The organism is Vogesella sp. AC12, from assembly GCF_024437575.1.
GTDB lineage: Bacteria > Pseudomonadota > Gammaproteobacteria > Burkholderiales > Chromobacteriaceae > Vogesella > Vogesella indigofera.
Map to the genome: position 1 here is coordinate 450,534 of NZ_JANFNU010000002.1, position 25,101 is coordinate 475,634.

Genomic DNA, 25,101 nt, shown 5'->3' on the forward strand with positions numbered 1-25,101 from the left:
TCCTGTGCGCCAATCGGTAATCGGGCATCGCGGAGCGCGGGGTGAACAAGGTTGGCCGCAACGGTGGCTGCGGCCAACGTTGGCATTACTTGATGATTTCCTTGGCTTCCTTCAGCAGCGCCGGCGACAGGGTGACGCCCTGTTTCTGCGCCGCGCCCTGGTTCAGCGTCAGCGACAGCTTCTCGCCGACCTGCGGCGCGATGGTTGCCGGCTTCTCGCCTTTCAGGATGCGCACCACCAGCTTGCCGGTCTGGCGGCCGATGTCGTAGTAGTTCTGGCCCAGCGCCGCGGTGGCACCACGCTTCACCGAATCGGTATCGGCGGCCACCAGCGGGATCTTGGCCTGCTGCGCCACGCCAACCAGCGACTCGTAGGTCGACACCACGTTGTTGTCGGTGCTGGTGTAGATCACGTCGACCTTGCCGATCAGGCTCTTGGCGGCCGGGGCCACGTCCACGGTGCGTGCCGCAGGGGCTTCCACCAGCGTCATGCCGCGTTTGGCCAGCTCGGCCTTCAGCTCCTTGGCCACGATCACCGAGTTCACTTCACCCGGGCTGTACACCATGCCGACGCGCTTGGCGCCCGGCTTCACCTTGCTGATCAGGTCAACCTGCGACGACAGCTTCAGCATGTCGGACACGCCGGTGACGTTGCCGTTGCCGGCTTTCCAGCTTTTCACCAGCTTGGCGGCGACCGGGTCGGTGACCGCGGTGAACACCACCGGAATGCTGCGGGTGCCGGCGACGGCGGCCTGCGCGCTCGGGGTGGCGATGGCCACGATCACGTCCGGACCGTCACCGATGAACTTGCGGGCGATCTGCGCGGCGGTGGCCGGGTTGCCCTGTGCGCTCTGGTACTGGTACTTGATCTGCTTGCCGGCCTCGAAGCCGGCCGCCTTCAGTTCGTCTTCCACGCCCTTGCGCGCGGCATCCAGCGCCGGGTGATCCACAATGGCGGTGACGGCGACGGATTTCATGTCGGCGGCAGTGGCGAACGGGCTGAGGCTGGCGGCCAGCAGCGCGGCCAGGACGGTGCGGCGAGGGAAGTTCATCATGGCGATACCTTTGTTCCGGATGGTATTGTTGACTTGGTAATGCAGCTTTCGCGCAATGATATTGCAAAACCCCGCGCATTTCAGTTTGTGCAAAGCAATAATATTTCAAATATTGTATCCATGAGAAGCAATCTGCCATCACTTGGTGCATTGCGAAATGAAAAGGCCCCATAACGGGGCCTGGGCGCTGTTTGCTATCAAAATGGGCAGGGCGGTGGCTCAGTCCAGATATTCGTTGCCGGGCAGGGTCAGGAAGTCGATGAACTCGTCGCTGCTGATCAGCAGGTCGAACAGCTGCGCTGCGTCCTCGAACTGGCGGCGCCAGCGGCTACCGTACTCGGCGCGCAGCTTGTTGATCTCGTCGGCGGCCAGGTCGCGGAACAGGCCCAGCGTCACCTTGCGGCCGTCGTCCAGCACGCCTTTCGGGCTGCGTATCCACTGCCAGATCTGCGAACGGGCGATCTCGGCGGTGGCGGCCTCTTCCAGCAGGTTGTGGATCGGCACGCAGCCGTTGCCGCTGAACCAGGCGCCGAGATACTGGATGCCGACATTGATGTTGTTGCGCAGGCCGTGCTCGGTGATCGGCGTTTCCGGCTGGAAGTTGAGCAGGTCGGCGGCGGTGATCAGCACGTCGTCGCGCTGGCGCTGCCACTGGTGGATGGCACTGCCCAGCACGCTGCGGAAGGCCTCGTGTGCCAGCGGCACCAGCGCGGGGTGGGCGACCCAGCCGCCGTCGTAGCCGTCGCGCGCGTCGCGTTCCTTTTCGGCGCGGATTTCGGCCAGCGCCAGCTCGTTGCTGCTGGGGTCGTGCTTGATCGGGATCAGCGCCGACATGCCGCCAATGGCCGGCGCGCCGCGCTGGTGGCAGGTCTTGATCAGCTGCAGGGTATAGGAGCGCATGAAGGGCACGCGCATGGTGATGCGCTCGCGGTCGGCAAGACAGAACTCGCGGTTGTGGCGGAAGTGCTTGATGCAGCTGAAGATGTAGTCCCAGCGCCCGGCATTGAGACCGGCGCTGTGCTCTCGCAGTTCGTACAGGATTTCGTCCATCTCGAAGGCGGCGAGGATATTCTCGATCATCGCGGTGGCCTTGATGCTGCCGCGCGGCAGCTGCAGCAGCTGCTGTGCCGCGACAAAGATGTCGTTCCACAGCCGTGCCTCGAGGTGCGATTCCAGCTTCGGCAGGTAGTAGTACGGCGCGCGGCCAACCTTGTGCAGGTCGGCGGCACTATGAAAGTACGACAGCGCGAAATCGAACAGGCCGCCGTTGACCATCTGGCCGTCGACCAGCAGGTGTTTTTCCGGCAGGTGCCAGCCGCGCGGGCGCACCATCAGCGTGGCGATGTCGTCATTGAGGCGGTAGTGGCGGCCGTCGTGGCCGTGGTAAGCCAGCGTCCTGCGCCAGGCGTCGCGCAGGTTGATCTGCCCCTGCAGCTGGTTGTCCCAGCTCGGGCATTGCGCATCCTCGAAATCGACCATGAACACGCTGGCGCCGGAGTTCAGCGCATTGATCATCACCTTGCGCTCTGCGGGGCCGGTAATTTCGACGCGGCGGTCGTGCAGATCGGCCGGTAGCGGCGCGATCTGCCACGCGCCTTGGCGGATGGCGGCGGTTTCCGGCAGGAAGTCGGGCAGCGCGCCGGCATCGAGGCTGGCCTGGCGCTGCTGGCGGCGCAGCATCAGCTCGCGGCGTTGCGGCTCGAAGCGGCGGTGCAATGCGGCGACAAAGGCCAGCGCCTCGGGGGTAAGGATGCTGGCAAACGCGCTGGTGACCGGGGCGTTGATGTCCACGCCTTGCGGCAGTGCCTGCGTCATGGCTGTTCTCTCCTGTGCTTGTCGGGTGGTGACGGCAAGTTTCTGTTTTTATTTGCGATCTTGCTTAGCAACTGCTTGCTCTGCGGTGCAGTTTAGCATGTGGCAGTGTGGGAAAATCCGGTAATATCGCGAAACATATTTTACTTTTTGTGAGGTAATGCCCGGTGCTGAAGCAGATGGAAACCTTTGTCGCGGTGGTCAATCTGGGCAGCCTGTCGGCGGCGGCGCGACAGGAGGGGGTGGTGGCGGCGATGATCGGGCGGCGGCTGGATGCGCTGGAAGAGCGGCTGGGGGTCAAGCTGCTGGTGCGCACCACGCGCAGCGTGACGCTGACGCAGGAGGGCACTGCCTTTTTCGAGGATTGCCAGCGCATCCTGGCCGAGCTGGCCGAGGCCGAGGCGGCGGTGGCCTCCGGCAGCGGTCGTGCCCGTGGCCACCTGCGGCTGTCGGCGCCGGCCGGTTTTGGCCGCCGCCACGTCGCCCCGCACATCGCCTCCTTCCAGCAGGCGCATCCCGATCTGCGCGTCACGCTGGACCTGTCCGACCGGCTGGTGGATCTGGCGCGCGACCGCATCGACTGCGCCATCCGCATTTCCGATCTCGCCGATTCCTCGCTGGTGGCGGTGCGGCTGGCGGAAAACCGCCGCGTGGTGGTGGCGGCGCCGGCCTATCTGGCGCGGCACGGCATCCCGCGCACGCTGGAAGACCTGGCCGGCCACAACTGCCTGTCGCTGGGCGAGAGCCAGAGCCGCGGCTGGAGCTTCAAGGTCGACGGCGAGCTGCTCAACCTGCGCGTGCGCGGCGTGCTGGAGTGCAATGACGGGGCGGTGCTGCACGACTGGGCGCTGGCCGGGTTGGGGCTGGCGTGGCGTTCGCTATGGGAGGTGAAGGATGACCTGTCCGATGGCCGGCTGGTGACGGTGCTGGAGCGCTTTTCGTCGCCGGATTATCCGGTGTACGCGGTGGTACCGCAGCGGCGCTTCCTGCCCGGACGGGTACGGCTGTTCATCGACCACCTGAAGGCCTGCTACAGCAGCCCCGGCTACTGGGACTAGCTGGGCGGGCTTGCGGCCAACCTTGGGGCAGCTTGTTTGCGATTGTGGGGCGTATTCGATGGTAGCGCCTGGGCGCGACGGGGAGTGGACAGGCAGGCGGCAGGCGCTGGCGCGGCCGCCCGCCGGGCAGGGCTAGGGGGTTTCCGCCGACAGGGTGCGGTTCTTGCCGGCCAGCTTGGCGCGGTACATGGCGCTGTCGGCACGTTCGATCACGTCGGTATCGCACTCGCCGAGGTGCCACAGCGCGACACCGGCGCTGAAGGTCACCACCAGCCGGTCCTGGTTGGCGAGGTAGAAGTTCTTGGTCAGCTCGCGCTGCAGGCGCTGAACCAGCTCGACCGCCTCGTTGATGCCGGTATCCGGCAGCAGCACCACGAACTCCTCGCCGCCGAAGCGGGCGACGATGTCCGAGCTGCGCATCGAGCGGTGCATCAGCTCCACCAGATACTTCAGCACATCGTCACCGGTCAGGTGGCCGTAACGGTCGTTCAGCTGCTTGAAGTTGTCGACGTCGATCAGCGCCACCGACAGCGGCTGGCCGCTGCGCTTGGCGCGACTGATCTCGCGCTCGAAGTGTTCTTCCAGACCGCGACGGTTGTAGGCGCCGGTGAGCTGGTCTTCCTTGATCTTGGCGCTGGCCGCTTCCAGCGCGTGTTCCAGCTCGCTGATGCGCTGCTGCGCGCTGTGCACCTCGTTGCGGGCCGCCAGCAGTTCGCCGTGCGATTCGCTGAGATTGGTCTGCATGTTGGCGGTATCGCTCAGCAGCAGTTGCAGGATGTCGTTCAGCTGGTTGACGTCCTGGGTGCCGCGGATGCTCTCGCTGTGGCTGTGCAGGCGTTGCTGGAAGTCGCCGGTGCTGCTGCTCATCAATGACAGCTTGTCGAGGAAGGTGTCCAGCAGCGCGCGCAGCGAGCTGGTGGCCTCGTCCAGCGAGTGTTTCAGCGTGCCCTGCTTGTGGATCACTTCCTTGAGGCTGGCTTCCAGCTGGTAGATGTGCTGGATCGAGATGTTCGGCTGCGCCAGGATCTGTTGCAGGCCGCTGATCTGGCCGACCAGATAGCTGTCGGACTGGTTCAGCTCGGCGACATTCTGCAGCATCAGCTGCATCAGGTTGGACAGGCCGGTGACCAGCCGTTCGTCGTCCTGCGACTGCAGCTCGAGGCGGATCAGGAAGCTGCGCAGCTGCGGGAAGAAATTGTCGACATCGTGGCTGTTGTGGATGCTGCCCAGCGCGTTGCGGGTGTCGCTGAAGTGCTGCGACAGTTCCGGATAGTGTACCAGTCGCGGCTCGATGCCGAACTTGAGGGTGTAGTCGAAGACATCCTTCCACACCTGGCAGCGGTCGCCGTCGTCCGTCTCGGCGGCTGCGGCTGCCGGACCTGGTACCGGCGCGCTGCTGGCGAGCGTGGTGTCGGCGTCCGCTTGCGCGGCCTGGCCGGCTGCCGGCTGCAGCCAGCTTTTCACCAAGTTGTGCAGCTTTTCGTTGAGTTCGTCCGGGGTGTTGCCGAAGGACAGCAGCACCCGTTCCAGTGCCGACTGCTTGTAGTTCTGGCTCAGGGCCGGATTGCGGATTTCCCAGGCTTTCATCAGGTCCTGGATCAGGCTGCCCCAGTTTTGCGCCAGCTGGCGGTTGCGGCCGTTGAGTTCGGCCAGTTCCAGCGTCAGCTGTGGCACCAGCTCCCATTTTTCATCGTCGATGGCACGGCGCAGCTTGGCGATGGCAATCTTGCTGCTGGCTTCTTCCGCCGGCAGGCTCTCGTAGGCGCGCAGCAGCAGGTCGGCCAGCTTGTTGCTGCGGGCCTCGGCGGGCACACCCATGATTTCGCTGTAAACGCGTTCGAAATTGTCCGGTGTCGGGAGGAGTTTGCGCAGCGTCAGCTGTTTCAGCGTCTCGCGCGCGGTGTCGATTGGATTGTGCGTCGTCATGGACCAGACCCTGGAGCTTTTATGAGCAGCCATTATGTTTTTTTGAGCCTGCAGTGAAGGTCAGAACCGGTGCGGTTATGGAGTCTCCGAGGCGGTGCTATTGTCCAGCAGCTGGAAAAACACCTCGTTGTTCCGGATCATACCAAGTTCATTACGCGCACGCTCTTCGATTGCGGCAGAACCTTGCTTCAGGTCACGCACTTCGGCGTCGAGTGCGGCGTTGCGGCCAACCAGGACTGCGTTGGCCGCACGTTGTTCCTCGACCTGGGAGTCGAGTTGCCAGACCCTGAGCCAGCTGCCCTTGCCTAGCCAGAGTGGCCATTGCAGGGCAGCGATCAGGACAATCAGCGTCAGGGTCAGCCAGCGCATTGCTTATTTCAGGTGGTAGAAGGCAGCACGGCCCGGGTACCAGGCGGCATCACCCAGCTCTTCTTCGATACGCAGCAGCTGGTTATACTTGGCCATGCGGTCGGAGCGCGACAGCGAGCCGGTCTTGATCTGCATGCAGTTGGTAGCCACGGCCAGGTCGGCGATGGTGCTGTCTTCGGTTTCGCCGGAGCGGTGGCTCATCACGCTGGTGTAGCGCGAGCGCTTGGCCAGGTCAACGGCTTTCAGCGTTTCCGACAGGGTACCGATCTGGTTCACCTTCACGAGCAGCGAGTTGGCGAGGCCGCCTTCGATGCCTTTGGCCAGGATCGCCGGGTTGGTCACGAACAGGTCGTCGCCGACCAGCTGCACGCGGTCGCCCAGACGCTCGGTCAGGATCTTCCAGCCGTCCCAGTCGTGCTCGCTCATGCCGTCCTCGATCGAGATGATCGGGTACTTGTTGGCCAGCGTTTCCAGGTAGTCGGTGAACTGCTCGGAGGACAGCGACAGGCCTTCGGCGGTCAGGTGGTACTTGCCGTCCTTGTAGAACTCGGAGGAGGCGCAGTCCAGTGCCAGCATCACGTCCTGGCCGGCAACATAACCGGCGGCATCGATGGCTTCCAGAATCAGCGTGATCGCTTCTTCGTGGCTGGTCAGGTTGGGGGCGAAGCCGCCTTCGTCGCCGACGGTGGTGGCGTAGCCTTTGCTGTCGCACAGTTTCTTCAGCGCGTGGAAGATCTCGGCGCCGCAGCGCAGTGCTTCGCGGAAGGTGGCTGCGCCGACCGGCAGGATCATGAATTCCTGGATGTCGAGGGTGTTGTTGGCGTGGGCACCACCGTTGATCACGTTCATCATCGGTACTGGCAGCGCCATCGGGCCGGCACCGCCGAGGTAGCGGTACAGCGGCAGGCCGGCGTCTTCGGCGGCGGCGCGAGCCACGGCCATCGATACCGCCAGCATGGCGTTGGCGCCAAGGCGGGATTTGGTTTCGGTACCGTCCAGCTCGATCAGGGTCTTGTCGATGAAGGCCTGGTCGGAAGCGTCGAGGCCGATGATGGCTTCGCAGATTTCGGTGTTGATGTTTTCAACGGCTTTCAGTACGCCCTTGCCGAGGTAGCGGCCTTTGTCGCCATCGCGCAGTTCCAGTGCTTCCTTCTCGCCGGTGGAGGCGCCGGACGGTACGGCTGCGCGGCCCATCACGCCGGAGTCCAGCAAGACGTCGGCTTCAACTGTCGGGTTGCCACGGGAATCGAGGATTTCGCGGGCAATCACGTCGATGATCGAACTCATGAATGTTTCCTTCAAGGGGTCTAGGTTAGTCAAACCGGAATACGGTGCGGCCAACCTTGCAACAGGTTGGCCGTGAAATCAACCTGTTACAGCGTTTGTTCGGCAAACGGCTGGCCCTTGACCAGCGCATCGATCTGCTTGAGCGTGTGCAGCAGCTCTTTCATGCGCGGCAGCGGCCAGGCGTTGGGGCCGTCGGACATGGCTTTGGCCGGGTCCGGATGGGTCTCCATGAACAGGCCGGCGATGCCGGTGGCCACTGCGGCGCGCGCCAGTACCGGCACGAATTCGCGCTGGCCGCCGGAGCTGGTGCCCTGGCCGCCGGGCAGCTGCACCGAGTGGGTGGCGTCGTACACCACCGGGCAACCGGTTTCGCGCATGATCGCCAGCGAGCGCATGTCGGAGACCAGATTGTTGTAGCCGAAGGAGGCGCCGCGTTCGCAGGCCATGAAGCTGTCCGGGTCGAGACCGGCTTCCAGCGCGGCTTCGCGCGCCTTGTCGATCACGTGTTTCATGTCGCCCGGCGCCATGAACTGGCCCTTCTTGATGTTCACCGGCTTGCCGCACACGGCAACGGCGCGGATGAAGTCGGTCTGGCGCGCAAGGAAGGCCGGGGTCTGCAGCACGTCGACGACGGCGGCGACGTGCGGTACTTGTTCTTCGGTGTGCACGTCGGTCAGCACCGGCACGCCGATCTGGCGGCGAACTTCGGCCAGGATGCGCAGGCCTTGTTCCATGCCGAAGCCGCGGAACGACTTGCCGGAGGAGCGGTTGGCCTTGTCGAAACTGGATTTGTAGATGAAGTTGATGCCCAGTTCGCTGGTGATTTCCTTCAGCTGACCGGCGGTATCCAGCGCCATCTGTTCGCTCTCGATCACGCAGGGACCGGCGATCAGGAACAGCGGGTGGTCAAGACCGACTTCGAATCCGGCGAGTTTCATGGTGTGTGTCCTTCAGCTGGAAACAGGGTTGGCCGCAGTGCTGCGGCCAACCCTGGATGGCATCAAGCCTTGGCTGTATCAGCCTGGTAGGCGAGCGCCGCTTTGACGTAGGCGATGAACAGCGGGTGGCCGTCACGCGGGGTGGAAGTGAATTCCGGATGGAACTGGCAGGCGAAGAACCAGCGGTGGTTGCCCAGCTCGATGGTTTCCACCAGCTTTTCGTGGCCGGCGGACAGGCCGCTGATGGTCAGACCGGCTTCCTGCAGGCGACCAACGTAGTGGTTGTTGACTTCGTAGCGGTGACGGTGACGCTCGGTGATCTCGGTGTTGCCGTACACGCGTGCCGCCAGCGAACCGGCGGCCAGCTCGCACTGCTGGCTGCCCAGGCGCATGGTGCCGCCGAGGTTGGAGTTCTCGTCGCGGGTTTCGATCTTGCCGTCGTGGTTGACCCACTCGTCGATCAGTGCCACCACCGGGTAGTCGGTTTCGAGGTCGAATTCGGTGGAATTGGCGCCAGCCATGCCGGCCACGTCACGGGCGTACTCGATCAGCGCGATCTGCATCCCCAGGCAGATACCGAGGTAAGGGATGTTGTTTTCGCGGGCGAATTTCACCGCCTTGATCTTGCCTTCCACGCCGCGCTTGCCGAAGCCGCCCGGGACCAGGATCGCGTCCATGTCCTTCAGCGATTCGGCGCCGTCACGTTCGATCTCTTCCGAGTCGACGTAGATGATGTTGACGTTGGTGCGGGTGTGCACGCCGGCGTGTTTCAGCGCTTCGGTCAGCGACTTGTACGATTCGGTCAGGTCGACATACTTGCCGACCATGGCGATGTTGACCGCGTGCTGCGGGTGCTCGATGGCGTCGATGATGCCGTTCCACACCGACAGGTCCGCTTTCGGCAGCTCCAGCTGCAGCTGTTCGCAGATGATGTCGTCGATACCCTGCGCGTGCAGCATGCCCGGTACCTTGTAGATCGAGTCGGCGTCGTAGCAGCCGATTACCGCGTTCTCTTCCACGTTGCAGAACAGCGCGATCTTGCGCTTTTCGTCTTCCGGCAGTTCGCGGTCCATGCGGCACAGCAGTATGTCCGGCTGGATGCCGATTTCGCGCATCTCCTTCACCGAGTGCTGCGTCGGCTTGGTCTTGATCTCGCCGGCGGTGGCGATATAAGGCACGTAGGAGAGGTGCACGAACAGGGTGTTCTTGCGGCCGTGGTTGGAACGCATCTGGCGGATCGCTTCCAGGAACGGCAGCGATTCGATGTCGCCGACAGTGCCGCCGATTTCCACGATGGCCACGTCCACGTCACCGGCGCCTTCGCGTACTTTCAGCTTGATCTCGTCGGTAATGTGCGGAATCACCTGCACGGTGCCACCGAGATAGTCACCACGGCGTTCCTTGGTGATCACCGATTCGTAGATCTGGCCGGTGGTGAAGTTGTTGCTTTTCTTCATCTTGGCTTTGATGAAGCGCTCGTAGTGACCCAGATCCAGGTCGGTTTCCGCGCCGTCTTCGGTTACGAAGACTTCGCCGTGCTGGAACGGGCTCATGGTGCCCGGATCGACGTTGATGTAAGGGTCGAGCTTCAGCATGGTGACTTTAAGCCCGCGAGACTCAAGGATAGCGGCGATGGACGCAGCGGCGATGCCCTTGCCGAGGGAGGACACCACACCGCCGGTTACGAAGATGTACTTGGTCATGGGAATGCAACTCTGTTGGAATCTGTGATTTTAACCGAAAGTCGCACTTTTTTGAATGGGCAATGCGCGACTGTTTGCCGTTTGCCCGCAATTACTTGCCGGCGCCGCGCCGGGCGGGCGGCGCGGGTTTTCGTGATGCAAGCCACAGTTGCCCGCCGTCGCCGCGCTTCATGACAATTAAAGCGTGCGTGTGCCGTAGCCTTGTTGTATTATTGCGGATTCTTTTGGCCGCTCAAGCATGGCGGGTGATACTGTCGGGTTCCATAACCGGCAGGGCACCGTCTTGTCGAATGGCTTCTTAATATGGTATAAGTTTACCTTTTACCGGCTTTTGGGAGTGATGAACCATGGCGCGTGTTTGCAAAGTCACCGGCAAGCGTCCGATGACCGGGAACAATGTGTCCCACGCCAATAACAAGACTAAGCGTCGTTTTCTGCCTAACCTGCAATATCGCAAGTTCTGGGTAGAGAGCGAAAATCGTTGGGTGCGTCTGCGTATTTCTAACGCAGCACTGCGTACCATCGATAAGGTAGGCATCGACGCCGTTCTGGCCGACCTGCGTGCTCGCGGCGAGCTGTAATTTTTCGACCGACGAAATCGACAATAAGGAATAGCCATGCGCGACAAGATCAAGCTGGAATCGACCGCAGGTACCGGTCATTTCTACACTACCACCAAGAACAAGCGTACGATGCCTGAGAAAATGGAGATCAAAAAGTTTGATCCCGTTGCTCGCAAGCATGTTCTGTACAAGGAAATCAAACTGAAGTAATTCAGTCTGATTGTCTTGTTGAAAAAAGCCCTTTGATTCGTCAAAGGGCTTTTTGTTTGGGTGCTACCACCGTGCGGTGGTGTTGATGCGCTGCGACCAGGGTTGGCCGCAGCGTGTCGCTCATTTTCCGGGCAGGGCGATGCGCAGGCCGCGCGCCAGCGGGGACAGACCCAGTGCGTAGCGCACCACTTCCTGTTTCAGCCTGCCGGGGCGGTTGGCCAGCTTCAGCGCCAGATTGCGCAGCAGGCGCAGCGGCGGGGCGCTGTTGCCAAAACCGTAGCAGAAGGCATCCATCAGCCGCTGCATGGCGTGGTTGGGCAGTATGCGCTGGCGCTGGTAGCGTTGCAGCAGCGCCGGTGCCGCCGGGTCCTGCCCCAGGCGGAAGGCCTCGTGCAGCAGCGCGGACAGTGCCTGCACATCCTGGAAGCCAAGGTTGACGCCCTGGCCGGCTAGCGGATGGATGGTGTGCGCGGCATCGCCGGCCAGCACCACGCGGCCGCGATGGTAGCTTTGCGCGTGGCGGCGGGTGAGGGCGAAGCTGCCGCGGCTGACCAGCTGGCGCAGCACCGGCAGCCGGGCGGGGAATTCACGCTGGAAGGCGGCGATCAGTGCCGCTTCGCTGAGGGTTTCCAGCTCGCGTACCCGTGCCGGCTGGTGATACCACACCAGCGAGGCGTAGTCGCCAGGCAGCGGCAGCAGCGATTGCGGGCCGTTGGCGGTGAATTGCTGCCAGGTGATGTCGCGCTCGCCGCCCTCGATGGCGAAGGTGGCAACAAAGGCGTGCATCGGGTAGTCGTGGCTGTTGATGCCGATGCCGGCCAGCCGACGCGCGGCGGACTGGGCGCCGTCGGCGGCAACCACCAGCCTGGCGGCAAACTGGCGACCGCTGCCCAGCGTCACCAGGCAGTGATCGCCCTGTTCGCTCAGCGATTGCAGCAGGTCGGGGCAGATCAGCTCGATATTGTCATGCTGCGCCAGCGCCTGCTGGCAGGCCAGCTGCACGATGCGGTTCTCGATAATGTGGCCCAGTTCGGCCTCGCCCAGCTCGGCGGCGTCGAACAGCGTGCCTTCCTGCTCGTCGTTTTCCCACACCAGCATGCGCTGGTACGGCGCGCTGCGCATCGCCTCGATATACGGCCAGGCGCCGATGCGCTGCAGCAGTTGCCGCGATGCCGGGCTGATGGCGGACACGCGCAAATCCGGCGCGCTGGCCGGATCGAAGGCGGCGGGCGCCTGTTGTTCCAGCACCACGATGCGGCGGCCGGTGTCGGCCAGCGCCGCGGCCAGTGCCGCCCCGACCATGCCGCCCCCGACGATGAACAGATCAGCTTGTTCGACCATGTTTAGCCTCTTGTACCGAATAAAGTCGGGGCCGACTGTAGCAGTACGCCTTGCGGCCAACCTTGGTCTGGGTCAAATCCCGTCCAGCGCCGCCTGCAGCCGCGGGATGATGAAGGAGATGAAGGCCTGGTGCTTGCGCGGCATCGGCTGGTGGTAGGCAAATACCAGGAATACCGGCCAGCCGGCGGCGCGCCACTGCGGCAGCACCGCGACGATGTCGCCTTTTTCCAGCAGCGGCTTGGCCATGTAGCTGGGCAACAGGCCGATGCCGTGTCCGGCCTGGATGATGCTGGACACCACTGCGTACTGATCCACCACCAGCGACGGGCAGATATTGAGGGTGGCACTGGTATCGTCGCAGGCCAGCCGCCATTCGCTGCCCTGCTTGCCGTAGTAGGCGTTGCTGATCAGGCGGTGCTGGTGCAGCTGCTCGGTGCTGGCCGGCGCCGGGTGCTGCGCCAGATAGGCTGGGCTGGCGTACAGCGCCTCCCACACCAGCCCCACCGGGCGCGCCACCAGCCGGTCGTCGTGGACATTGCGCGTGCGCAGGGTAAAATCCAGCCCCTCGCCGACCGGGTCCTGGATGCGGTTTTCCACTTTCAGCTCGATGCGCAGCGCCGGGTACAGCATCGCCATCTCCGCCAGCAGCGGCCCCAGCAGCTGTTGCGCGAGGCCGGCGGAGCAGCCGATGCGCAGCACGCCTTCCACGCTGTCGCGTGCCTGTTCGATGTCGTGACGCACGCTGTCCAGCAGTTCGCGCAGGCGGGTGGCGTGCGCGGCCAGCCGCTGCCCGCTTTCGGTGAGCGCCACGCGGCGGGTATTGCGCAGCACCAGCACGGTGCCCAGCTCCTGTTCCAGTTCCTTGATCAGCTGGCTGATGCGGCTCTTGGCGCAGTGCAGCGCCTCGGCGGCGGCGGTAAAACTGCCGTGGCGGGCGAGGGCGTCGAAAGCCAGTAGCGCGTCAGGCGAAAGGGTTGGCGTTGTTTTCATTGCAGAACAATCTGTTTAGCATTGTGTGGTGTTCAGTAGTGTAACGCGGGATTAAGCTGTCGTTCACCTCGCTGTCATGGTTTCGCAACCTGCGCGACGGTTGATGCACTCCAGTGTGACCTATGGCCGACCGCCCATGTCGGCCATTTTTTTTGCAGCCACGCCGGCTGCCAGACGGAAAATCATGTTGCCCTATATCGCCTTGACCACGGCCATGCTGCTGTGGGCCAGTTCCTTCATCGCCCTGAAAATCGTGTTCCAGGTGTTTGACCCGCTGTTCGTGCTGTTCTGCCGCATGGTGATCGCCACCGCGCTACTGCTGCCGCTGATGGCGTGGCAGGGTACGCGCTGGCACTACCGCGCCGGTGACTGGAAGTGGATCTTGCTGCTCGGCCTGTGCGAGCCGTGCCTGTATTTCCTGTTCGAGGCGCAGGCGCTGCTGTACACCAGCGCCTCGCAGGCTGGGTTGATCACCGCCACGCTGCCGGTGCTGGCCGCGCTCGGCGCGCTGCTGTTCCTGCGTGAGCGCCTTGGCCGGCGCGCCTGGTGCGGCATCGCCATCTCGCTGCTGGGCGTGGCGTGGCTGACGCTGACCAGCGAATCCTCGGCCGCGGCACCGAATCCGCTGCTGGGCAACACGCTGGAATTCCTGGCCATGGTCTGCGCCACCGGTTACGTGCTGATGGCGAAGAAGCTGTCCAGCCGCTATTCGGCGCTGGCGATTACCGCGATCCAGACGGTGATGGGCTGTGTCTGGTTCGGCATCAGCCTGCTGACACCGTGGGCCAGCTGGCCGCAGGCGTTCCCGGCCGACGCGGTGTTCTGGGTGGTGTACCTCGGTGCCTTCATCACCCTTGGCGCCTACGGCCTGTACACCTGGTCGGTGTCCAAGGTGCCGGTGGCGATGGCGGCGGCCTTCATCAACCTGATCCCGGTGTTCACCCTGCTGTTGGCCGGCCTGTTGCTGGACGAGCGCCTCAACGGCTGGCAATGGCTGGCCTGCCTGCTGGTGCTGGGTGGGGTGATGCTGAGCCAGAGCAAGCGCCCTGCCGCGACGGCTTGAGTTTGCCGACGGGCGATAGTGTATTACCCTTGCGCTTTGGCATTATTCACCGGTGGCTTTTTATGACGTCTTATCTCGCGGCGCTCGCCGCCGCTTGTTGCCTGCTGCTGCCAGCGCTGTCCCAGGCTCAGACCCAGACGCCGGCCATCGCGCATGGCGCGGCCGAAGCGGCCACACCAGCCACACCGGCCGCCACTGTCCACGAAGCGCCACACGAGAAACTGTCGCCGTCGATGCGGCCGCTGTCGCCGCCGGTGCGGGTCAATCATCCGCCGCGGCGCCTGCCGCAACAGGCGGCGCCCTACGCCAGGCCGGCAGCCAGGCATCAGCAGCCGCACGCGCCAGCGCGCCGACAGCCGGCGATGGCGGCGCCGTTGCGTGCCGCCGCCGCGCTGGGCAACCGGCTGTTGCCGCGTGGCCAGCATGGCGACAAGTCGCCGCGGCTGACGGTGCTGGCCTGCGCCGACGGTGCGCCGCGCCACGGCGCGCAGGGTGCGCTGTACCTGGTGCAGAACCCCGGAAACCAGCTGCTGCTGGGCGAGGCGGGCGTCAGCCACGCGGTGCGCCAGCTGCGCACGCCGCTGCTGCTGGTGCTGGCCAGTGCTGACTGCAAGGCGGTCAACACCGCGCGCAGCGATTTTTCGGCGCTGCCGCTGGCCGAGCAGCGCACGCTGCTGAGCATCAATGTCGACAAGGGCGGTACGCCGCTCTCGGCGCAGCTGGACAACTTGGACAACCAGGTCGAGGCGGCGGTGCTGCACTACGGCGGCGAGGTCGAGGCCGGCCGGCTGTCGGTGATCGGTGCCTATTACGATGCCGCCGGCCAGCTGGGCAAACGCGGGCAGCTGGTGGTGACCAGCATCAACGGAGAACGCGACAAGGCCACCATCGCGCGTCTGCTGCGGCAGCGGGCGGTGTTCAATGCCGCCACCGGCATCGGTACGCCACTGGCCAGCAGCAGTCACTGACTCTTCTGCGCTATTACGATTGCGGCCAACCTTGCAGGACAAGGTTGGCCGCAATGCCTTGTGGTGTGCGCCGGCGGTTGCGCCGCCGTGCATCGCGCCTGCCGTGACGGCGCGGCTGTACTACGCTACACAGCAACAGCCTGCCGAAAGCCCGCGCCATGTCTGCCTCTGCCCGCCGCATCCTGAAACGTCGCCTCGCCCGCTATCGTCGCGACATCCTGCTGGCGCGGCAGCAGCTGAGCGCGGCTGACAATGGTGAGGCGCTGCACCAGTTGCGCATCGGCCTGCGCCAGTTGCGCAGCCTGCTGCGCTGCCTCGGTACCTTGCCGGGTGCGGCGCCGCTGCTGCGGCTGTCGGCGCAGCTGCGGCAGCTGGCCGCGGCCGGCAATGACTGGCGCGACCGTGAAGTGCGGCTGGCACTGCTGCAACAGGCGGCCGGCGAAGCCGACAGCAAGACCTTTGCCGCCTGGCGCCGGCGCGAGGTGATGGCGCTGCAGGCCGGGCGGCTGGATTTGCAGCAGCAGGCGATGGTGCTGGACCAGCTGCTGCCGGCCATGCAGCGCGCCTGTACCCCACTGCTGGCGCACCGCAACCGGCGGCTGCGGCGCACGCTGCGGCGGGCGCTGTTGCAGACGCGGCGTCGCTACCGCCGCGCCCGTCGCGACTGGCAGCGGCAGCCGGGCGATGCCTTGCTGGCGCACCGGCTACGGCTGCTGGCCAAGCGGCTGCGTTACCAGATCGAGGCCGGCGGCAAGCTGCTGGGCCAGCGCTGGCGGCGGCGGGCACAACGGGCCCGCGACTGGCAGCAGCAGCTGGGCGACGAACGCGACCGGCAGTTACTGCTGCAAAGCATAGCGCGCGATCGCATTCCGCTGCCGGCGGCGGCGCGGCGCTGGCTGGAGCAGGGCGCCAGCGCCAACCTTGGCGGCCTGCTGCAGGCGGCCAGCGCGTCCTGAGCACGCGGTCTTGCCGGTTGCGGCGGTGAGCTGTCTGCGGCCAAGCTTGCGGCGCATGCGGCGCCGTCAGCGGCGGCAGCAGATGGTGAGGTGGCGCACGGACGACGCCTCGCCTCGCGCGGTCGCCTGCATCGTCGGCCGCCGCTCTCCCGGCGCGGCCAGCCCGGCCCAACGAGGGTCAACCCGATCACGACCGATCGCGCCCAATCCCAGCCGGCGTGTACCATGCCGCCGGCGCGCCGCTACCCTGCAGTCACTCGCTTTTCCTGGTGCGTGGCTTGCGTGGCGCGGTGGTCGGCAGCCCTTGCTGGATGCGGTGCAGACGGCGGCGGATGTCGTCGGTATCGAGCCAGATGTCCTCGCCGCGGAAGATGCGCTCCAGTTCCTCCGCGCTGAGGAAGGGCATGCACACGTGGCGCATCACCTTCTCGAACCACTTGCCGCTGGCCATCACCTGCGCCTGCTGCTCGTTGCCCTTGCCGATCAGCGCCGACGAGTAGTTGTGGAACATCAGCTGGCAGGTGTCGTGCACGATCAGCTCGTCGCCGGCGAGGAAGATCAGCGCGCCCATCGAGTAGGCGCGCGCCTCCAGAATGGTGATCACGTGCGCCGGGCTGGCGGCGATGTTGTTGATGATCTGCAGCCCGGTATCGAAATTGCCGCCCTGGGTGTTGAGGTGCAGAAAAATGATGTCGGATTCGCTGGTGCTGCGCAGCGTGTACAGCAGGTCGGTGTAGTGGATCGGCGCGCCGATCTCGCCGGACAGGTAGAACGAGATCTGGCGGATCACGCCCTGGGTTTCGTAGCGGCGGAACAGCGGCACCTTCTTGCTGTCGTCGTCTTCGTCTTCTTCCAGCGCGGCGCTTGGGATGATGTGTGGCTGGTGCATCGCGGCTCCTTGGGGTGCGGCAGCAGGGACGGCTTTATCTGGATAGTAGCCGGCGGCACGCGCTTTTGTCGGTGAGCTGCGAAGCGTCGGGACAACAGAGGCTACAACACGGATACACGGCGGCGTGGTGCTGCGGCTTACACTGCGGCTGAGCGCGCGCTGCGGCCAACCCTGCTGCGCAGCGGCAATGACTGGCGAATCTGGCGGCAGGTAGTAAGCTGAACCATGTCGGCCGCATTTTATGCGACCATGCTTGACCGGATGGCGGATGAGGGACGGGATGAAACAGACATTGCGGCACGGCTTGTCGCTGCTGCTGGCCATGGCGTCGTGGCCGGTGGCGGCACAGCCGCCGATCACGCTGCACTACTACGAGCGGCCGCCATTCATGGTACGGCAGGATAGCGGAGGGGCCAGCGGTCTGACCGCCGATCGCGCGCGGCGCGCCTTTGCCCGCGCCGGCATCCCGATCCGCTGGGCGCTGACGCCGGCCAAGCGCCAGCTTGCCCTGTTGCGCGCCAATGGCGGCCACGACTGCGCCGTCGGCTGGTTCCGCACCCCGCAGCGGCAGGCTTACGCGCTGTTCAGTCGCGCCATCTACCAGGATCGTGGCGTGGTGCTGATCGCGCGCAGCCAGTGGCTGCCGCCGGCCGGCAGCACGCTGGAACAGCTGCTGGCCAATGACCGCCTGCACCTGCTGTACAAGGACGGGCTGACCTACGGCAGCTACGTGCAGAGCAAGCTTGGCATGGCCAAGGCCGACATCAACTACAGCACCATGGAACAGCCGCAGCTGCTGCGCATGGTGGCGGCCGGCCGTGCCGATGCCATGTTCGCCACCCGCGAAGAGGCGGAAATGCTGCTTACCAGCGGCGAATCCGGCCATGGCGCGCTGCAGCTGCTGGCGTTTCCCGACGTCGGCGCCGGCGACACGCGCCACATCCTGTGCAGCCGTCGCGTCGGCGACGCGCTGATGCGGCGGCTGGATGCCGCCATCGCCAGCGAGATCCGGCTGGCGCTGGGCTAGCCGGCGCCGCTGCCGTTCGCGTGGCGGCCAAGCCGGCCAGGGTTGGCCGCAAGCCGCCGCGATGTTCAGGCAGAGGCAGGGCTGCCGGTCGGCCAGTTGATGGCCGGCAGCTGTTCAAAGCCCGGCTTGGCGAACAGGTAGCCCTGATACAGGTGCACCGCCTGTGTCTGCAGCCAGGCCAGTTCGTCCTCGCTTTCCACGCCCTCGGCGATGATCTCGATGTGCAGCGCCTGGCACACACCGATGATCCCCTTCACGATCGCCTGTCGCACCAGATCAAGGTGAATGTTGCGCACCAGCGCCATGTCCAGCTTGATGATGTCCGGCTGGAATTCCGCCAGCAGATTGAGCCCGGAATAGCCGGCGCCAAAATCGTCGATCGCGGTCTGGAAGCCCTGGCGCTTGTACTCGGCCATGATGCTTTTCAGGTGCGCCTTGTCCACCAGCTGCTCGCTCTCGGTGATCTCGAACAGCAGGCGGTTAGTGGGGAAGTTGAAACGCTGCGCCGCCGCCAGCGTGGTGCGGATGCAGGTCGCGGCCTGATACACCGCATTGGGCAGGAAGTTGATGCTGACAAAACAGGGAATCGCCAGCCGGGCAGCCAGCTCCACCGCTTTCACGCGGCAGGACTGGTCGAACACGTAGCGGTTGTGCTCGTTGACCTGCTGCAGGATGCTGGCCGCGCCGCTACCGTCACGCCCGCGCACCAGAGCCTCATAGGCAAACACGCTGCGATCGCGCATATCGACAATCGGCTGGAACGCCATGGTGAAGTCAAAGCCCAGAGGTGGTGCGTCGTGGCAGGCGTGGCAGGGCTTGATGTCGGGCGGGGCGGTCTGCATGTAGGGGACTCCTGGAGAAGGGCTGGCCCGGCGGGGCCGGCTGGCGGGGAAACGGCCGCGCGGTGGCGGCGCAGGCGTCACATTATGGCACCGTTTCAAACGCCGGTTCCGGATTGCCACAGCCGGGCCACATCGTCGCCGTGATCGCGCCTGTTTCTTGCCGTCGGCACGCGGCTAGCCGCAGCTCCGCAGCAATGCCTGCCGCGCAACACGCAGGCGTGCGGCGGGGCGGGGCAGGCAATGGGCCAAACAATTGCGGCCAACCTTGGCAACAAGGTTGGCCGCAAGCATGGCTGCCGCGTCGAATGGGGCGCGGCTACATGTCCAGCTTGGTGATGCGGGTGCCTTCCAGCGTCAGGTTGGCCATCAGCCCGCTGTTGGTCATCACGAAGCCGACCACCGGCTGCATCGCGGTATTGAGGTCGATCTCGCCGTTGGCGCCGACATTGAGCAGCGCGACGGAGGCATCGGCCCCCACGGTCCAGCCGCTGCCGGTGCGGAATTTGTTGAGCGCATCCTGGGTCATGAACAGGAAGATCACCGCCTTGGATTGCGCGCCGATCTGCCAGCCGAAGGAGCCGCTGACGGTCTGGTAGTAGCCGGCGGGTTTGCCTTCCATGCGCAGTGCGCCCTTGCCGTATTCGGCGCCCACCACCAGCCCGGCGGCGATCACCGACGGGAACACCAGCACGCCCTTGGCCTTGGCCACCAGCTCCTGCGAGCCGCGCGCGTTGCCGTACAGCCGTGTCAGGGTGCTGTCGTAGGCGCTGTCGATCTCGCGTTTTTCGTTGGCGATGCTGGTGGCGTCGCGGTTGGCCTGCGTGGTGGTGAGATGGCCGCCGCCGGTGGTGGTGCAGCCGGCCAGCAGCGACACGGCGACGCCGAGTGCGACGCCCAGTTTGCGAACTTGCATGATGTTCTCCTGTTGACTTGCCATTCGGCTCACGGCTGCGCGCAATGTGGTGCGCATTGTTGCCGTGGGGCGGCCGGCGCTGCGGGAACGGGGCAAGGTCGGTGCCGCTGGCGGATCAGGCCGGGCAACAGGGTGATGATGGCGTGGGGATGAAAGGTAAACGGCTCTCCATGATGGGTGTGGAATGACACCCGCCCGGCCACCCGAGCACGAGCGGCATGACGCGGCATAAGGGAGAAGTGGCTCACGGCTGGCGGCTGGGTGCTGTCGGACGGGTGCATTCCTTCCGTCGTTATAGGCGATGCTGGCAGCTGCTAGCCTTTTGATTAGGCAAACAATTCATTGCGAGTGCGTTGTTTTGCATTTCATGCGGTATCGCTAAAAAACTGCCAGCGGCGGCGATGGCAGCCCGAAGCGATCGATCTGTTCTTCGTGGCTGGTGTTGATCTGCTCGTCGCATTGTGTCGGCGCGGCAGGTTTGCAGGGTGAGCTGGAGAGTGGCTTTCTGCCTGGGGCTGAGTAAGTCGAGCCGGGCAAGCAGACGCTGGAAGGATTGGGCATCCATCATCGCGCTCCTGGGTAGGAATTGCTTCAGCTTAGTTACCAACTCGTAATTGGGACATAGCCAAACATAACTCGTGGCGGTGTTGTTACGGCCTGACTCGTCAGACCGTTGCCAAATCATCGCTATCGGGTGGTCAGGGGGTCAACCTGGCATACCCAACAACAGACGGCAGGCATCACCCCAGTTCAGTTTCTCACTTAGGAGTTTTCCCAGTTCTGCCGCTCGACGTTTGGCCGCGTCGAAATCGCGTAACTGCAATTCGATTTCTCTTTGCCAGTTGTCGACGGCTTTTCCGGCTTGGCCCGGAGATGATGGGGTGTCGACAATGAAATTTGCCCATTGGTGAGGAGTCAGTAACTCTTTCAGCATCATGGCAAAGCCGGTTTCGCTGCTGACCAGAATCGGCGTACCCACGCGCAATGCTTCCAGTGCCACGAGCCCGAAGCCTTCACTTCGTGACGGCATCAGCAGCAGGCTGGCGCGGCGCAAATCCTCGATCACCACCTCGCCGGGCTGGTATTCGCGTACCGACACTGTCAAGACGGAGTGCTGCGCTTGCAGTACCTGCTGCAGCTGTGTTCCGCTCCCGCTGACGGCGCCACGAATCACCAGTTCGGGTTGAAACTGCAGTTTGCTACCATCCAGTTTTGCCAGCGCATGTGCGGCAATATCGATACCTTTCAGTTCACTATCCTCCGCCCGGCACAGCATCAGGCATTGGAAGTTGACGGTGTGGGCGCTGTAGCTTTCCTGTATTCGAAACCCTGGCCGAAAGTCGATCACCCGGCTGCGCTGTGCTACTGGCAGGGCATTCAGCAAGTCGATCGCGTGATCATTCAATTTGGGGCCGACCGCAGCAACCAGACTCGCTCCGCGCATCAGCTCCAGTTCCTGCCTGTCGCGTTGTTCGGCTGTCTGGGCCGCATTGTCTTTCCCCTTGAACCATTCGATTTCGCCGGCGGCCATGTGCAGGAAATGGATGCGTTTTGCCGTCTGGTAAAAGTCTTGCTGCTGGGCGAGAGCGATGCCACCTGTAATGCGGCCGTGACCGATCAGGGTATCGGGGGAGAACCCGGCTGGCAGGGGCAGCGGTCGAAGCATGTTGCTGCGAGCTGAGTCGCTACCAGCAGGCGGCAAGAGCAGGGTGACGTTGTCTTGCCTGGCAGCCTTGATTTCCTGCTCGTCAGCCTGTTCGACCACGCAGCACACCTGTGCTCCCAGTGTTGCCAGCGCGGTACACAGCTCGCGGTTGAAGGTGGACAAGCCCCCATGACGCGAGGTCCACTCGGTGGCAAAAGCCAGAATCTGCCGCGGCTTGGCCGGCGCATCGACAAGTCGGCTATCCGGTGCGCTGATGAGCGGACTGATAGCCGGGTCCGGGTCGATCACGCTGAATGGCTCGGGTCTGTCGTCTTCAGCGGCTGGGTGGCTTTCCGGGCTGCCTCGCAACCATTGCACTTGTGCTTGCTCGCGCAGGCGAATGGATTGCACCGAGTCCAGCAGATGGCGGGCAAGGTTGGCCGCATGTTCGCCCTGTACCTCGATGTCGATGCTGCCGCCATAGTCTTGGGTAGGTAGTGCGGCGCGTCGGGCGGTGATGCGCACAGCACCTTTGGCGGTGCGGTCGTAGTAGCACACGCCATCGTGCCAGTATACGGCGGCACGGCCGGCCAGTTTGCCGATAGCACTGAGCACTGCGTGGATGATGCCATCGTGCAAAAAGCTGTATTGCAGCACGATATGCGCCGCTGTCTCGCCATCGCGCCAGATGGTGTCGATGTCGGGCTGACGGCGGGCCATGCTGGGCAGCAGCTCCGGTGCCAGAAACTGACCGGCACCCAAGGGAAAACAGCTGGCGCACTGCTGCATCATCTGCAGGTATTGCTGCTGGTCGGACTCGGTAAAGTCGCGCCAAGCGGTCATCGCGAGCTGGGTACTGCTGAAGCAGCCGAATTGTTCGCGCAGCATGGCCAGCGGGCCATTGCGCTGCAGCAATGCATACAAGCCTTGCAGCGCCCATTGCTGATCCAGCACCAGCTGGCCGGCAAAAGCCCCCGCCTGCCAGAACAGCTTGCCACTGCGGTGCAGATAGTCGGCCAGCAGGGCAGGCGGTGCCTGGGTGTGATGTTGGCCACACAGGGCGGCAAAGTCGGTGAAGGCCAGCAGTTTGTCACCGGCTTGCTGCCTTTCGCTGATGGCGGTTGCGATACTGGCCCAGTTTTGCGGGATACGCACTTCGGCCAGTCGCCTGGCCAGCAACCTGGTGGCACGTCTGAGCTGGGACTGCAGCATGTCGAGGCCGTCTTCAGTGACAGCACTGCTGGCGCAGTGGTGTAACTGTCGGAAACCATGCCTGCCAGATAACGGCGGAGCTTGCTCCTGTTCCGGCTCGTCACAGCGGGTCTGCACCACGATGATCGGCGCATCCTCGCCGGCGTGCGCGCGAATATAGGCTAGCCAGTAGGCCAGTGGGCGGTTGCGCATCGGCACGCCGTCTTCGTATTGCACGGTGTCATTCTCGAAATCCGGATGCCAGGCCAGCACGTAGATCGCCCGTTCGTCCAGAAACAGGCGATGGGTGTTCAGGTATACGTCCTGACCGCCAAAGTCCCATAGACGCGCGTGGATGGCCGGCAGTCCCTTGCCGGCTTCCAGCAGTGGAAAATCTCCGATCTCGATGCCGTGGGTGCTGGCTATGCTGCTATCAAAGCCTTGCCCCTGCAGGCTGCGCGCCAGCTGGGTCTTGCCGACGCGGCCATTGCCGAGAATGAATACCTTGAGCTCGTCTACCGCGGACTCGCCGCTGGTCAGCAGGTCTTGTTGCCAGCTGACCAAGGCTGGGAGATTATTTTCGCCATCCTCACCTAACAACTCGGCTGGGACTGTCCGGATCTCCTGAGCATCGAAATAATTGCCGAACTCCACCAGTCGTGGCAATTGCCACAGGTCAGCGAGTTCGATGCCCGGCATTTGCAGAGCACGTACTGCCGTGAATTCGCTGGCGGTTTGTGGCAACTTGCTGTCCGGTAGACTTAGACGTTGCAAAACGGGGGCGCTGGCTAATGATGGTAGGTTGTTTAGCAGGGGGAAGTGGGTAATGGTGAGCGTTTGCAAGCTGGGGAGCGCGGCAATCACGCTAGCGTCGTCGATGTGCAGGCACCCCGCCATATTTATTTCAGAAAGCAGCTTGAGACTGGCCAAGGGGGTAAGGTCTTGCAACTGCTCACAGTCAAATAGGCTGACATCTTGCAAACGCGTCAGCGTGGATACGGCGTCGAGTCTTTGCAGGTTTGGCAGGTGCTCCAGATCAAGGCGTTGCAATCGCTGACACTGTTCCAGTCCTTCGAGGGTGCGCAATTGCGGGCAGTGTGAAAGTCCCAGTTCTGTAAGGCTGGGGACGGCGTGGAGTCCACGGACATCACTGAGTTGTTCACAAAAGCGAAGGCTGAGTAGCTGTAGTTCGGGGAGCCCTTGTAGCCAATCCAGGCTGGTCAAATGTATACATTGTGCCAAGTCGAGCGAGTGGAGCGATGGTAGCTGGTCCAGTTGGCGATAGTCGGTCAAGCTGGCAGCCAGCATTGATAGTTGTTGCAAATTGGGCAGGGCTTGCAATGCAGGCCAATTTTCCGGCCACGTGTCCCCGAGCATCGTGATGTCTTGCAAGGACGGGATGGCGGTCAATACTGCCAAATCGACGGCTTGCGCATTGGTAAGGCTAAGCTGTTGCAGCTGCTGAAGTGCTGGCAATTGCGGCCAGAGTGAAGTAGTGGAAGAGTCTTTAGCGTGAATTTTCAGGCTGGTCAGCGTGACAAGCTGTGCCAACGATAATTGCGTGGCATCCATGTCGCACCAGTTGATGTCGAGATGGGTTAACTGTTGCAATCTATCTAGTGCGCCCGCGCCTTCTAGTGCGGAGTGGAACAGTCGCAGTTGCTGCAGGCCCTTCGGTAGCGCCAGTGTCGGCAGCTGCAGGGGCGTTGCCGAACTGCCGAAGCCATGAGGGGCGAGAGTCAGGGCTTTGAGTTGCGGCAAGTTGGCCAACAGGGCTTGGCATGGGGTGAAGGATCTCAGCTGTAGCTCTTGCAAGTCGGGCAGGGGCGGTAGTGGCGTCTGGATACCGTGATGCCGGAAACCGTGTAGCACGAGTTTTTGCAAGCGGGGCAGGTGGCCCAGCCATTGCAAGCCGGTGTTGGTTGTATGATTTTGGACGTCAAGCTGCGCCAAGCTGGTTAGCTTGGCCAGCACCTCTGCATGTTGCGGCTGGCTGAGGATAAGCTGCAGCTCGCGCAGCTGTGTTAATGCTGCCAGTGGCGACAGAATCCCCAGTTGGCCGCAATTGTTCAGATTCAGTGTTTGCAGTTGGCCAAGCTCGCCAAGTACGCGAATGTCCTGCAACCAGTAGTTATCCGACAAGTCGAGCGACTGTAGCTGGGTTAGCTGGCCTAGCGACGGTGGCAGGTCGATCAGCCGTAGACTGGACAGGTCGAGATGAGTCGCGTTTTGCTCGGCGGCTTCGGCGATCAGCCGTTCGGCAAGGGCGTAGGAGGCTTCGTTGGTCAGGTTGCGCATGGCGGCTATCTGCAGAATGTGGTGTGCAGATGGCATTTTGCCACGGCAGTGAGAATGT

General features: G+C 63.6%; 20 protein-coding genes. 7 read left to right on the plus strand and 13 right to left on the minus strand.

All coding sequences use genetic code 11. The features are described 5' to 3' along the window. Nucleotides 1-85: 85 nt before the first annotated feature. Together NOM55_RS06025 and aceB are read right to left on the minus strand one after the other, a co-directional pair. A complete protein-coding gene (locus tag NOM55_RS06025) occupies nt 86-1,054 on the minus strand; it encodes an ABC transporter substrate-binding protein (protein WP_255907870.1) in 969 nt (322 codons plus the stop codon). Nucleotides 1,055-1,273: 219 nt separating this feature from the next. Further along, on the minus strand, nt 1,274-2,869 hold the full coding sequence (aceB, locus tag NOM55_RS06030) for a malate synthase A (RefSeq protein WP_255907871.1): 1,596 nt from the start codon (nt 2,867-2,869) through the stop codon (nt 1,274-1,276). Nucleotides 2,870-3,045: 176 nt separating this feature from the next. Here aceB and NOM55_RS06035 point away from each other — a divergent pair, with 176 nt between their 5' ends. Further along, entirely contained in the window at nt 3,046-3,924 is an 879-nt protein-coding gene (locus NOM55_RS06035) for a LysR family transcriptional regulator (protein ID WP_255907921.1), read from the plus strand. 132 nt (nt 3,925-4,056) lie between these two features. On the opposite strand, the gene NOM55_RS06040 is transcribed toward NOM55_RS06035, so the two are convergent. The 5 genes from NOM55_RS06040 to NOM55_RS06060 form a co-directional block, all read right to left on the minus strand. Beyond that, on the minus strand, nt 4,057-5,850 hold the full coding sequence (locus NOM55_RS06040) for a GGDEF domain-containing protein (protein ID WP_255907872.1): 1,794 nt from the start codon (nt 5,848-5,850) through the stop codon (nt 4,057-4,059). A gap of 75 nt (nt 5,851-5,925) precedes the next feature. After that, nucleotides 5,926-6,219, minus strand: coding sequence for a cell division protein FtsB (gene ftsB / locus NOM55_RS06045; RefSeq protein WP_047967340.1), 294 nt, complete (start codon nt 6,217-6,219; stop codon nt 5,926-5,928). Nucleotides 6,220-6,222: 3 nt separating this feature from the next. Continuing rightward, nucleotides 6,223-7,506, minus strand: coding sequence for a phosphopyruvate hydratase (gene eno / locus NOM55_RS06050; protein ID WP_255907873.1), 1,284 nt, complete (start codon nt 7,504-7,506; stop codon nt 6,223-6,225). A gap of 86 nt (nt 7,507-7,592) precedes the next feature. Further along, on the minus strand, nt 7,593-8,444 hold the full coding sequence (kdsA, locus tag NOM55_RS06055; protein WP_047967342.1) for a 3-deoxy-8-phosphooctulonate synthase: 852 nt from the start codon (nt 8,442-8,444) through the stop codon (nt 7,593-7,595). 62 nt (nt 8,445-8,506) lie between these two features. Then, on the minus strand, nt 8,507-10,147 hold the full coding sequence (locus NOM55_RS06060) for a CTP synthase (RefSeq protein ID WP_120810606.1): 1,641 nt from the start codon (nt 10,145-10,147) through the stop codon (nt 8,507-8,509). Between the two features lie 347 nt (nt 10,148-10,494). Between NOM55_RS06060 and rpmB the strand changes: the two genes are divergently transcribed. Both rpmB and rpmG read left to right on the plus strand, forming a co-directional pair. Then, nucleotides 10,495-10,728 carry a 50S ribosomal protein L28 gene (rpmB, locus tag NOM55_RS06065; protein ID WP_026107616.1) on the plus strand — a complete coding sequence of 78 codons (234 nt, stop codon included), beginning with the start codon at nt 10,495-10,497 and terminating at the stop codon, nt 10,726-10,728. Between the two features lie 36 nt (nt 10,729-10,764). Beyond that, on the plus strand, nt 10,765-10,920 hold the full coding sequence (rpmG, locus tag NOM55_RS06070) for a 50S ribosomal protein L33 (RefSeq protein ID WP_047967345.1): 156 nt from the start codon (nt 10,765-10,767) through the stop codon (nt 10,918-10,920). Nucleotides 10,921-11,040: 120 nt separating this feature from the next. Here rpmG and NOM55_RS06075 read toward each other — a convergent pair whose 3' ends face one another. Then, nucleotides 11,041-12,261: an FAD-dependent monooxygenase gene (locus NOM55_RS06075; protein ID WP_255907875.1), complete on the minus strand. Its 1,221-nt coding sequence runs from the start codon at nt 12,259-12,261 to the stop codon at nt 11,041-11,043. Between the two features lie 72 nt (nt 12,262-12,333). After that, entirely contained in the window at nt 12,334-13,251 is a 918-nt protein-coding gene (locus NOM55_RS06080) for a LysR family transcriptional regulator (protein ID WP_047967347.1), read from the minus strand. A 184-nt stretch (nt 13,252-13,435) separates the two neighbouring features. Here NOM55_RS06080 and NOM55_RS06085 point away from each other — a divergent pair, with 184 nt between their 5' ends. The 3 genes from NOM55_RS06085 to NOM55_RS06095 all read left to right on the plus strand — a co-directional run bounded on the left by NOM55_RS06085 (nt 13,436) and on the right by NOM55_RS06095 (nt 16,238). After that, nucleotides 13,436-14,314, plus strand: coding sequence for a DMT family transporter (locus tag NOM55_RS06085; protein WP_255907876.1), 879 nt, complete (start codon nt 13,436-13,438; stop codon nt 14,312-14,314). Between the two features lie 62 nt (nt 14,315-14,376). Next, nucleotides 14,377-15,282: a hypothetical protein gene (locus tag NOM55_RS06090; RefSeq protein ID WP_255907877.1), complete on the plus strand. Its 906-nt coding sequence runs from the start codon at nt 14,377-14,379 to the stop codon at nt 15,280-15,282. Nucleotides 15,283-15,440: 158 nt separating this feature from the next. Then, nucleotides 15,441-16,238, plus strand: a complete 798-nt coding sequence (locus tag NOM55_RS06095) for a CHAD domain-containing protein (protein WP_255907879.1) — start codon at nt 15,441-15,443, stop codon at nt 16,236-16,238. Between the two features lie 253 nt (nt 16,239-16,491). Here NOM55_RS06095 and NOM55_RS06100 read toward each other — a convergent pair whose 3' ends face one another. Then, nucleotides 16,492-17,127: an ATP-dependent Clp protease proteolytic subunit gene (locus NOM55_RS06100; protein ID WP_047967350.1), complete on the minus strand. Its 636-nt coding sequence runs from the start codon at nt 17,125-17,127 to the stop codon at nt 16,492-16,494. 280 nt (nt 17,128-17,407) lie between these two features. Between NOM55_RS06100 and NOM55_RS06105 the strand changes: the two genes are divergently transcribed. After that, entirely contained in the window at nt 17,408-18,154 is a 747-nt protein-coding gene (locus NOM55_RS06105; protein WP_255907880.1) for an ABC transporter substrate-binding protein, read from the plus strand. Between the two features lie 65 nt (nt 18,155-18,219). On the opposite strand, the gene NOM55_RS06110 is transcribed toward NOM55_RS06105, so the two are convergent. The 3 genes from NOM55_RS06110 to NOM55_RS06120 form a co-directional block, all read right to left on the minus strand. Beyond that, nucleotides 18,220-18,996 carry an EAL domain-containing protein gene (locus NOM55_RS06110; RefSeq protein WP_255907881.1) on the minus strand — a complete coding sequence of 259 codons (777 nt, stop codon included), beginning with the start codon at nt 18,994-18,996 and terminating at the stop codon, nt 18,220-18,222. 316 nt (nt 18,997-19,312) lie between these two features. Then, entirely contained in the window at nt 19,313-19,909 is a 597-nt protein-coding gene (locus tag NOM55_RS06115; protein ID WP_047967382.1) for a YSC84-related protein, read from the minus strand. Between the two features lie 706 nt (nt 19,910-20,615). Then, a complete protein-coding gene (locus NOM55_RS06120) occupies nt 20,616-25,043 on the minus strand; it encodes a COR domain-containing protein (protein ID WP_255907883.1) in 4,428 nt (1,475 codons plus the stop codon). Between the last annotated feature and the right edge of the window lie 58 nt (nt 25,044-25,101).

Coding starts and splice junctions, on each gene's coding strand:
- aceB (WP_255907871.1), bottom strand. CDS start 2,869: ATGACGCAGGCACTGCCGCAAGGCGTGGACATCAACGCCCCGGTCACC.
- NOM55_RS06060 (WP_120810606.1), bottom strand. CDS start 10,147: ATGACCAAGTACATCTTCGTAACCGGCGGTGTGGTGTCCTCCCTCGGC.
- NOM55_RS06085 (WP_255907876.1), top strand. CDS start 13,436: ATGTTGCCCTATATCGCCTTGACCACGGCCATGCTGCTGTGGGCCAGT.
- NOM55_RS06080 (WP_047967347.1), bottom strand. CDS start 13,251: ATGAAAACAACGCCAACCCTTTCGCCTGACGCGCTACTGGCTTTCGAC.
- NOM55_RS06035 (WP_255907921.1), top strand. CDS start 3,046: ATGGAAACCTTTGTCGCGGTGGTCAATCTGGGCAGCCTGTCGGCGGCG.
- NOM55_RS06105 (WP_255907880.1), top strand. CDS start 17,408: ATGAAACAGACATTGCGGCACGGCTTGTCGCTGCTGCTGGCCATGGCG.
- NOM55_RS06075 (WP_255907875.1), bottom strand. CDS start 12,261: ATGGTCGAACAAGCTGATCTGTTCATCGTCGGGGGCGGCATGGTCGGG.
- NOM55_RS06100 (WP_047967350.1), bottom strand. CDS start 17,127: ATGCACCAGCCACACATCATCCCAAGCGCCGCGCTGGAAGAAGACGAA.
- rpmG (WP_047967345.1), top strand. CDS start 10,765: ATGCGCGACAAGATCAAGCTGGAATCGACCGCAGGTACCGGTCATTTC.
- eno (WP_255907873.1), bottom strand. CDS start 7,506: ATGAGTTCGATCATCGACGTGATTGCCCGCGAAATCCTCGATTCCCGT.
- NOM55_RS06095 (WP_255907879.1), top strand. CDS start 15,441: ATGTCTGCCTCTGCCCGCCGCATCCTGAAACGTCGCCTCGCCCGCTAT.
- ftsB (WP_047967340.1), bottom strand. CDS start 6,219: ATGCGCTGGCTGACCCTGACGCTGATTGTCCTGATCGCTGCCCTGCAA.
- rpmB (WP_026107616.1), top strand. CDS start 10,495: ATGGCGCGTGTTTGCAAAGTCACCGGCAAGCGTCCGATGACCGGGAAC.
- NOM55_RS06040 (WP_255907872.1), bottom strand. CDS start 5,850: ATGACGACGCACAATCCAATCGACACCGCGCGCGAGACGCTGAAACAG.
- NOM55_RS06110 (WP_255907881.1), bottom strand. CDS start 18,996: ATGCAGACCGCCCCGCCCGACATCAAGCCCTGCCACGCCTGCCACGAC.
- NOM55_RS06090 (WP_255907877.1), top strand. CDS start 14,377: ATGACGTCTTATCTCGCGGCGCTCGCCGCCGCTTGTTGCCTGCTGCTG.
- NOM55_RS06120 (WP_255907883.1), bottom strand. CDS start 25,043: ATGCGCAACCTGACCAACGAAGCCTCCTACGCCCTTGCCGAACGGCTG.
- kdsA (WP_047967342.1), bottom strand. CDS start 8,444: ATGAAACTCGCCGGATTCGAAGTCGGTCTTGACCACCCGCTGTTCCTG.
- NOM55_RS06115 (WP_047967382.1), bottom strand. CDS start 19,909: ATGCAAGTTCGCAAACTGGGCGTCGCACTCGGCGTCGCCGTGTCGCTG.
- NOM55_RS06025 (WP_255907870.1), bottom strand. CDS start 1,054: ATGATGAACTTCCCTCGCCGCACCGTCCTGGCCGCGCTGCTGGCCGCC.